We start from the raw sequence: 8,443 nt of genomic DNA, 5'->3' as shown, positions 1-8,443 counted from the left end.
GGCCGGGGCGGCTGCTCACCACGGCGCGGCGGCTGGCCGTGCTCGGCACGGCCGGCGCGACGCTGTTCGGCGGCCGGAGCCGCGTGGCGGCCGCGCTGAGCGGCGCGGCCCTGGTGGCCGCCTCGGCCGCGACCCGCTTCGCGGTCTTCCACGCGGGGATCGCGTCGGCGCGTGACCCGAAGTACACGGTGCTGCCGCAGCGGTTGCGGCTGCGGGCGACGAGTGTTCAGCCGGGCGCGGACGGGGGCGGGGGCGCGGACGGGGGCGGTGCGGAGGGATAACGTGCGCCGGGCCCGCGCCCGGGTGCCGGCAGCGTGGTCGTTGACCGGACCCACCACCCGCACCCGTCAACCACCCGCACCCATCAACCACCGCTCCGCCCCGTTCAACCCGCCGTGGCCACCGCCTCCCGCCAGGAGGGGAGCAGCTCGTCGAGGAGGGCCTCCGTCTGGGAGGGCAACGGGGTCGCCGGGCCGAAGAGTTGGCCGTGGTGGCCGACGAGCCACTGCGCGGCGCCGGTCAGCCACTCGCCTCGGCCCGTCGCGTGGGCCGAGCGCAGCAGCTCGTTCCAGAGGCGCTCGTCCGTCGGCGCCGTCGCCAGCGCCGAGCGCACGGCGGCGTAGGCCGCCTCGCCCTCGCCCGCCGCGCGGTGCTCGGTGGCCAGGGTGAGCGCCAACTCCGCGACCAGCAGCGGGTACTGGGCGTCGACGATCTCGTGCTCCAGCCAGCCGAAGCCGCCGCCGTCCCGGTGCCCGGCCAGCAGCGCGCCGCGCGCCAGCGCCAGCGCGTCGGTCAGCTTCCGCATCCGGTCGGACGGACGGCCGGCCTCCGTCGGGTTCTCGCTGACCAGCACCTGGTGGTGGAGCGCGCGCAGCACGTCCCAGTCGGAGAGCACGTCGGGCGAGAGCGCCAGCCGCCCGTCGCCGCCGCCCACCAGCCGGGGCCGGCCGGCCGCGTCCGCGCCGAGCCACTGGCCGAGGCGGGCGACCAGCGCGTCGCGGAGTTCGTCCGTTCCGCCGCGCGGCCACAGCGCCGAGCCCAGCACGCGCGGGTGGACGCCCTCCCGGTGCAGCGACAGCAGCGCCAGCGCCTCCTTCAGCCGGGCGGCGCGCTCCGGCTCCGGCTCGTCGAGCCCGGTGATCTCGAACCCGCCCAGCAGCCGCACATACACGCCGGGCCGGCCGGCGGACAGGTCGATCGTCGGCCCGCCGACCGGCGGCGCGCCCTCGGCGCGGCCCCTGGTCAGGCCGGTGAACAGCTCGACGACGGCCGCCCGTTGCTCAGCCGGCAGCAGTTGGGCCGCCAACGTCAGGCCCATCTCGGGCTCGTTGAGCGTCCCGTCGGGGCCGATCGCGAACTCCCAGGCCACGCCCGGCGGATCGGCCTGTTCGGTGCCCAGCAGATAGCCGATGCCCAGCTGTGCCGAGACGGCCGCGAGGCCGGCCAGCCGGTCCGCCTCCTCCTCGGTGGGCGTCGCGCCGATCACCACCAGGTGGGGCGCCCACTGCTGTTGGCGGGCCGGGCCGGTCCGGCCGCTCAGCAGCGACTCGTGTCCCGAGTGCCGCAACGCGCCGCGCCGGAGCCCGGTCTCGGTCTCCATGACCTCCAACAGCCCGGCGATGTCGTCGAGATGGCGCACCCGGGTCGGGGCCAGCGCCGTCAGCTCGGGCGCGAAGCCGACGAGGGTCACCGTCATCCGGTCCGACCAGCCGCTGGTCGCCAGCTCGGCGGCGATCGAGGAGAGCACCGCCTCCCGGTCGGCGGGCGCGCCGCGCACGGCGACGATCCCGGGCACCGACTCCAGGTTGAGCAACAGCCGCAGCTCGTCCCGCATCCCCAGGCTGACCAGGCCCGGGTAGGGCGCCTCCGCTTCGGGCGCGGGCGCGTCGTCGGCCGGGAGCTGGGCGCGTTCCACCGTCCAGTACGTCTGGTCCTGCCCCTGCGTCCAGGGCGCCGGCGGGCGGCCGACCGGTCCAGCGAGCTGGAGGTGCAGCTCGGCCGGGCCGAGCCAGGCCGCGTAGACGGCCGGCAGCACCCGGCCCTCGCCGGCCAGCGCGGCCGACAGCAGCCGCAACGCCCGGTCGAGGAACGCCACCTGGTCGGGCGCCGCGCCCACCAGCAGGGCGTCCCTGGCCGCGAACGCGCGCGACGAGCCCGGCCCCAGGTCGTCCCCGACGGAACGCGGCAGCACCCCGGCCGCCGCCTGCCACAGCGCGGTCCGCCGCGAGCGGCCGAGCGCCACCAGCAGCCCGGCCGCCAACAGCGGCGCGGCGACCAGCACATCGGGCAGCCCGGCCGGGCCGCCGCCCTCGGCGGCCGCCCGCTCGTCGGGCAGGTCCAGGCCGGCGTCGGCGTCCTCGGCGCCGCCGGCGCCGTCGTCGAGGACGGCCGGCCGGTCGGTGCCCTTGCCGCCGCCGGCCGGGCGGTCGTCGGTCTCGGGCAGCTCGTCGGGGAGTTCGGGCGTCTCGGCGGGCGGCGGGGCGTCGCCCGTTCCGGCGTACTCCTCGTACTCGGCCGCCTCCTCGGCGGTCAGCTCCTCGGCCTCGTCGGGGAGTTCGACCAGCTCGCCGCCCTGCGCGTCGGCCGGCATCTGGAGAATCCAGCCCGGCCTGATCAGGCTGGCCTCGGTCAGCCGGGAGCCGTCCGGCTGGAGGCGGTCCTTGTTGAGCTGGTAGATCTCCTTGTACCGCATCCCCTCGCCCAGGTGCCGCTCGGCGATGCCCCAGAGGGTGTCGTGGTGGCGGCCCTCGGGCGGCTGGATGCGGTAGTAGATCGCCCCGGAGCGCTCCTCGTCCTCGAAGGCGTCGGCGGTGCGCAGCTCCGAGTCACCCGCGTCGGCCGGGTTCACCTTGGCGTCGTCGGCGGCGCCGGCAGCCAGGGTGATCGTGGCGCCGCCACCCGGCACCCGCTGGGCCTCGGCCACCACCTGCCCCTGGCCGGGCGAGTCGAACGTCGCGCCCAACTGGCTGAGTCCCGGCGTCAACGAGGCGGCCGCCGACGTCAACAGCAGCACGGCGCCGACCAGTTGCCGGGCGAGCAGCTGGCTGGGCCCGGCACCCGGCACCCGGCGCGGGATGCCGACCCCGGAGACGGCCGCCCACACCTCGACCAGCACACAGGCGGTGAACTGCGCCCAGGCGACCCAGACCAGCACGGCCAGCACCCGGACGAAGGTGCCGACGTCGATCTCCTCGGTCAGCATCTCCAGGCTGGGCGCGGTGCGCGGCAGCGGCCAGCCGATGACGCTGGCCAGCGCCAACGGCACGCCCACCACCAGGCAGAGCAGCGCCAGCACGGCGGCGAGCGCCAGCAGCACTTCGCGGGGGCCGCGCCGTCCCCGCACCGGGACGGGCGTCCGGTTCCCCGGAACGGGCGGTGGAGTGCGAGCCATGACGGGTGCTCCCGTGGTCGGAAGGAACGGAACGGGGGTCTGCGGGCGGGGTGATGGGGGTGCGCTACCCGACCTGGGCCTCGGCGGTGGCCTCGCCCCAGACGGTCAGCGGTTGGTCGTAGACGATGCCGGCGAAGACCGGCCGGTAGGTGAGACGGATGCGCACCGTGACCTCGTTGACGCCGGCCGCGACGCACTCCGATGCGGCGATGTCGGCCGGGTCCATGCCGACGGAGTCGGCGTACTCGGCGACCCGGTTCGCGCAGTTGCCGAAGTTGATCGGCGCCGGCGAGACGCCCTGGCGCAGCGCGGCCTCGTCGAGGTCCTGGGCGGCGTAACGGGCGGCCTGTTCGGCGATGTCGGCGGCGCGCTCCCGCTGCGCGATGGAGAGCCCGCCGTCCACGACGAACGCGGCCAGCGCCAGCACCACCACGGCGAAGAAGATCACCACAATGGCGCCCGAACCCCGGTCGGCGTCCCGGCCGTTCCCGGCGCGTCGCCGCTGGAACCAGGTCCACGCCCTCATCCGGACCTCCGGTAGGGGTCGATGGGCGAACTCGACGTGCCGGAGAGCGTGGAGGTCAGCCCGATGCCCAGCATGTCGAGGCCGCGCACCTGGCAGGAGACCTCGACGCCGAAGAGCGAGCCCGGCTCGTGCCCGGCCGGCGTGGTGCGCCGCACCGACACCGTGCCGCCGACGCAGACGTCGCCCAGCTGCCGCTCGGCCACGTCGGCCGCCGCGCTCATCGCGGCGCCCGTGGAACGCTCCAACGAGCCGGCCCGCGCGGCGTCCCGCGCCGCCCCGTTGACCGCGTTCCGACCCGACACCTGCTGGCCGAAACCGACCAGCAGCAGAATGAACGCGATCATCAGCGGCGCGAGCAGGACCACTTCGAGCGAGGACATGCCCCGATCCGGCGAGGACCCGCCCCGGCCGCCGGCGGCGAGCCGCCGCACCAGCGCACGCGCCATGGCGCCCTCACCCCCCATCCGGCACGAAGCGTTCCATCGGGCCCTCCGAGGCCGCGGTCACCGTCAGGTCCACGCCCGGCAGGATCGACGGCACGTTGCCCTCCACCTCGACCCGCACCGTGAACGCCGCCAGGTCCTGGCTGGCCACCACGTCCGGCCGCGCGGTGAACAGCCCGGGCCCCAACTGGTCGATGTAGTCGTACGCCTTCCGCTCCGCCGCGCCCCGCCACCTGTCCGGGTCGGCCTCCGCCTGGGACCGCGCGGTGCGCGCCCCGGCCTGCGCGGCCGCCTTGGCCACGTGCTCGGCAAAGGAGTAGAGCGCGAACTGCACCGCACCGAAGATCATGAAGAACATCACCGGCGTGAGGAAGACAAACTCGATCGCCGAACTCCCCCGGTCCCCCGCGCGCACCACCGAGCCACCCCGGTCGGCGCCCTGCGCCACCCGGCGGCGCAGGAAGCCCACCAGCCGCCCGACCACGGCTAGCAGTTGGCGTAGTTCTGGGCGCCCTCGATGCAGTCGCCGACGCTCTCCGCGCGGTCGTCGAGGGCGTTCATGATCACGGCCGCGACGCCGGCCACGATGCCGACGACCACCGCAGCGATGATCACCCACTCGATGGCCGAGGCACCCCGGTCCAACTCGCCCGATCTGGCCCTGGCCAGCCGGGTCCGAAGAAACCCGATCAGATAGTCAGTCGCCGGATGGCGCACCATGGCTTTTCCTCCACACTTCACTACGTTGCTCGGCCACCGTCACGCCTGGAAGACGCGCATCCCGGCCGGAAAGATCAGAAAGATCAAGAAACCCATGCAGAGCAGCAGTTGGGCGATCAGCATCGACTGTGACTTCTCACCCGCGCTCCCCTCGATGTCGGCGAGTTCCCTGTGCCGCATGGTCTCAGCCCGCGCTGACAACGAGGCGCGCACCTTCGCCCCGTCGTCCGCGACCAGCGCCAACGAGGTGGACAGGTCCTTGAGTTCGTCCACGCCGACCTCGTCGCCCAGCCGCCCCAGCGCCTGCCACTGCGTGAGCCCGGTGATCCGCGCGTCGGCGAGGGCCGTCTGGATGCGCTTCAACGCCCAGCCGTCGCTGACCTCGGCCGCCGCCTTGAGCGCCTCCGGCAGGCCACGGCCGCCGGCCAGGCTCATCGCCACCAGGTCCAGATAGGCCGCCACCACCCGGCGGAAGTCCCGCCGCTTCGCCTTGGCGTCCCGCCGCACCTCCAGGTCCGGCAGGAAGAAGAACAGGCCGGCGAACGCCAACGCCAGCCACACCGGCACCACCGGACTGCTCCCGAAGCCCAGCAGCCACGCCATCGAGAACACGAACGGGCCGAAGAACAGGCCGAGCGCCGCCAGCACCACCTTGTTGGCGAGGAACCCCTCCCAGGTGCGGTCCAGCAGCGCCAGGTCCGCCCGCAACGAGCGCTGCTCCCAGCCCCGTTGCAGATACAGCTCGGCCACCCGGTCGCCGACCCTGGCCAGCAGCTGGTCACGGCGCCGCGTGCCCGGCTCGCCGCCGGCCGCCGGCGCCGAGGGCGTGGCCGACGGGTAGCCGCCGATCCCGCCGCGCGCCCGCAGCTCGTCGATCCGCGCCACCGTCGAGACCGGGCCGCGCCGGCTCGGCACCAACGCCCGCACCAGCGCGTACAGTCCGAGCCCGAAGATCGCGCCGACCACCACGGCCGTGGTCACCATCGAGTTCATCACCGGCTCGCCCCCCTGTCGAACCTGCCCGGCACCCGGCCCAGCAGCCCGTTCGCCCGCTCCCGCTCGCGCAGCGGCTCGACCGGCTCCGACCTGGCGAGGAACCGTTCCGGCGTCTCGATCGTCGACAGCCGCCGCATCCACCAGAAGCCGAGCCCGAACAGGCCGCAGACCACGGCCAACACGGCCTGGCCCAGCGGGTCGCCGAACGGCTCGACAAAGCTTGGGTTGAAGATGGCCAGGCCCAGCGGGAACGCCACGCTCACCCCGACCACGATCTGCACGCTGCGCCGCGTCGAGGCGCGCTGCGCCATCACCCGCTGCCGCATGTCGACCTCCTCGCGGGCCGACTTCGCCAACGCGCCCAGCACCTCGCGCAGCCCAGGGCCGCGCAGGCGCGCGTTGAGGATCAGCGAGGCGATGATCACGTCGGCCGAGGAGTCGTCCAGCTCGTCCGCGAACTCCTGGAGCGCGTCCGGCAGCGGCGTGCGCGAGCGCAGCCGGTCCACCAGGTTGTTGAGCGGACCGCGCAGCGCAGGCGCCGCCGCCCGCGCCGAGGACGGGATCGCCTGCTCCAGGCCGACCGCGCCGGCGATGGTGTCGCGCAGCGACTCCGTCCAGCCGGCCAACGCCTCGACCCGGCGCATCGCGGCGCGCTCCTCGGCCGCGCCGCCGAAGAGCTGGTTCCACACGAACGCCAGCAGCGCCGTGGCCAGCGCGGCGATCGGCCACCGCGTCAGCAGCAGCACCACCAGCGCCGTCGCCACCGCGACCGTGCCGCGCCGGCCGAAGAACGCCGCCAGCTCCGAACGCCGCCGCTGCCGCGCCGCGCGCTCCTCCGCGCTGGTCGGCGGCAGCCCACGGATCGCCACCACCAGCAGCGCCAGGCCGCCGCCCACCGCCACGCCGCAGAGCAGCGCGTAGAGGGTGGTCAGCGAGAACAGCCCACCGGAGACCGTCATCCCGTCACCCCCATCCGCCGCGATAGCCGTACGCCGCCAACTCCTCGGCGCAGGCCAGCGCCGCGTGCGGCCGGGTCACCCCGTCCGCGCCCTCGGCGAAGACCTCGCTGGAGAGCACCCGGCCGTCCACCCCGTTCACCTCGCGGATCGAGGAGACGAACCGGCGCAACGTGCCGCCCTGCGCGTAGGTGTTGCGCCGCTCCACGAAGATCACGAAGTTGACCGCGCCGGCGATCAACATCTGGCTGGCCTCGATCGGCAGCCGCTCGGACGCCTGGAGGGCGTAGGTGGAGATGCGGTTGAACACCTCGGAGGAGCTGTTGGCGTGGATCGTCGACAGCGAGCCGTCGTTGCCCTGGCTCATCGCGTTCAACATGGTGACGATCTCGTCGCCCAGCACCTCGCCGACGATCACCCGGGACGGGTTCATGCGCAGGCTGCGGCGCACCAGCTCGGCCATCGTGATGGCGCCCTGGCCCTCCGAGTTGGGCAGCCGCTCCTCGAACGCGACCACGTTGGGGTGCAGTTCGGGGAACTGGTCCAGGCCCAGCTCCAACGCGCGCTCCACGGTGATCAGCCGCTCCTCGGGCGGGATCTCGTTGGCCAGCGCGCGCAGCAGCGTCGTCTTGCCGGCGTTGGTGGCCCCGGCGATCATGATGTTCTTCCTGGCCCGCACGGCAGCCGTGAGGAACTGGCCCAACTCCGGGGTGAGCGTGCCGTTCCCCACCAGGTCGGCGAGGAAGACCTTGCCCAGCCGGGCGCGCCGGATCGACAGCGCGGGCCGCCGCGTCACGTCCATCACGGCCGACAGCCGGGAGCCGTCGGGCAGCCGCAGGTCCAGCTGCGGGTTGGCGGAGTCGAACGGGCGGGACGACAGGCCGGAGTAGGCGCCGAGGATCTGGATCAGCTCGACGAGTTCCTCGTCGCTCTCGGCCACCGGTTCGCCGCGCACCTCGCGGCCGTCGGAGTAGCCGATGAAGACCTGGTCGCAGCCGTTGACGTCGATGTTCTCCACGTCGGGGTCGTCGAGGAGGGGTTGCAGCCGGCCGACGCCGAAGAGCGCGGCGTGCACGGCGGCGGCGTAAGCCTCCTCGGAGGCGGCGTCCAACGGGGCGCGGCCCTCGGCGATCTCCGCGCGGGCGTACTCCTCCAGCACCTGGGCGATGACGGCGCGGGCGTAGTGCCGCTCGTCCTCCGACGACATGGGGCGGACGCCGCTGGCCTGGTCGATGCGGCGCTGCTCGGCTATGCGGTCGCCGGCGTCCTGCCGGAACCGCTTCACCAGCTGGTGGTTGACCTCGCCGGCCCGCCGGCCCTCGGCGGCCGCGACCGCGCCGGCCGGGCCGACGCCGCCCACGCCGCCGACGCCGAACCCGGCGACCCCGCTCATGTGTCGCCTCCGGGGGCG

General features: G+C 74.5%; 8 protein-coding genes and 1 pseudogene. 1 reads left to right on the top strand and 8 read right to left on the bottom strand.

Annotated features, from left to right (window positions below):
- Positions 1 to 281 (top strand): annotated as a pseudogene (locus EBN88_RS32185) (NrfD/PsrC family molybdoenzyme membrane anchor subunit); the annotation flags it as partial.
- A gap of 104 nt (positions 282 to 385) precedes the next feature.
- Here the strand turns inward: EBN88_RS32185 and EBN88_RS26550 are convergent.
- The 8 genes from EBN88_RS26550 to EBN88_RS26515 form a co-directional block, all read right to left on the bottom strand.
- Positions 386 to 3,391 (bottom strand): LysM peptidoglycan-binding domain-containing protein, encoded by a 3,006-nt coding sequence (locus EBN88_RS26550; protein WP_122399583.1) that lies wholly within the window; start codon positions 3,389 to 3,391, stop codon positions 386 to 388.
- 64 nt (positions 3,392 to 3,455) lie between these two features.
- Positions 3,456 to 3,917: a pilus assembly protein TadG-related protein gene (locus EBN88_RS26545; protein ID WP_122399582.1), complete on the bottom strand. Its 462-nt coding sequence runs from the start codon at positions 3,915 to 3,917 to the stop codon at positions 3,456 to 3,458.
- A complete protein-coding gene (locus tag EBN88_RS26540) occupies positions 3,914 to 4,363 on the bottom strand; it encodes a TadE/TadG family type IV pilus assembly protein (RefSeq protein WP_122399586.1) in 450 nt (149 codons plus the stop codon). Before EBN88_RS26540 ends, EBN88_RS26545 begins: the two co-directional genes overlap by 4 nt.
- Before the next feature lie 7 nt (positions 4,364 to 4,370).
- Positions 4,371 to 4,844, bottom strand: coding sequence for a TadE family protein (locus tag EBN88_RS26535; RefSeq protein WP_233580989.1), 474 nt, complete (start codon positions 4,842 to 4,844; stop codon positions 4,371 to 4,373).
- A gap of 2 nt (positions 4,845 to 4,846) precedes the next feature.
- Complete coding sequence (locus EBN88_RS32180; protein ID WP_122399581.1) at positions 4,847 to 5,080, bottom strand: hypothetical protein; 234 nt, start codon at positions 5,078 to 5,080, stop codon at positions 4,847 to 4,849.
- A gap of 39 nt (positions 5,081 to 5,119) precedes the next feature.
- Complete coding sequence (locus tag EBN88_RS26525) at positions 5,120 to 6,073, bottom strand: type II secretion system F family protein (RefSeq protein WP_122399580.1); 954 nt, start codon at positions 6,071 to 6,073, stop codon at positions 5,120 to 5,122.
- Complete coding sequence (locus tag EBN88_RS26520) at positions 6,073 to 7,035, bottom strand: type II secretion system F family protein (protein WP_122399579.1); 963 nt, start codon at positions 7,033 to 7,035, stop codon at positions 6,073 to 6,075. The genes EBN88_RS26525 and EBN88_RS26520 overlap by 1 nt, the downstream gene beginning before the upstream one ends.
- A 4-nt stretch (positions 7,036 to 7,039) precedes the next feature.
- A complete protein-coding gene (locus EBN88_RS26515) occupies positions 7,040 to 8,425 on the bottom strand; it encodes a CpaF family protein (protein WP_233580990.1) in 1,386 nt (461 codons plus the stop codon).
- Positions 8,426 to 8,443 lie beyond the last annotated feature (18 nt).

This window comes from Streptomyces triticirhizae (assembly GCF_003696235.1).
Taxonomy (GTDB): domain Bacteria; phylum Actinomycetota; class Actinomycetes; order Streptomycetales; family Streptomycetaceae; genus Streptomyces; species Streptomyces triticirhizae.
Note: the sequence above shows the minus strand (reverse complement) of the source record. Positions and strands in the feature narration are given on the sequence as shown.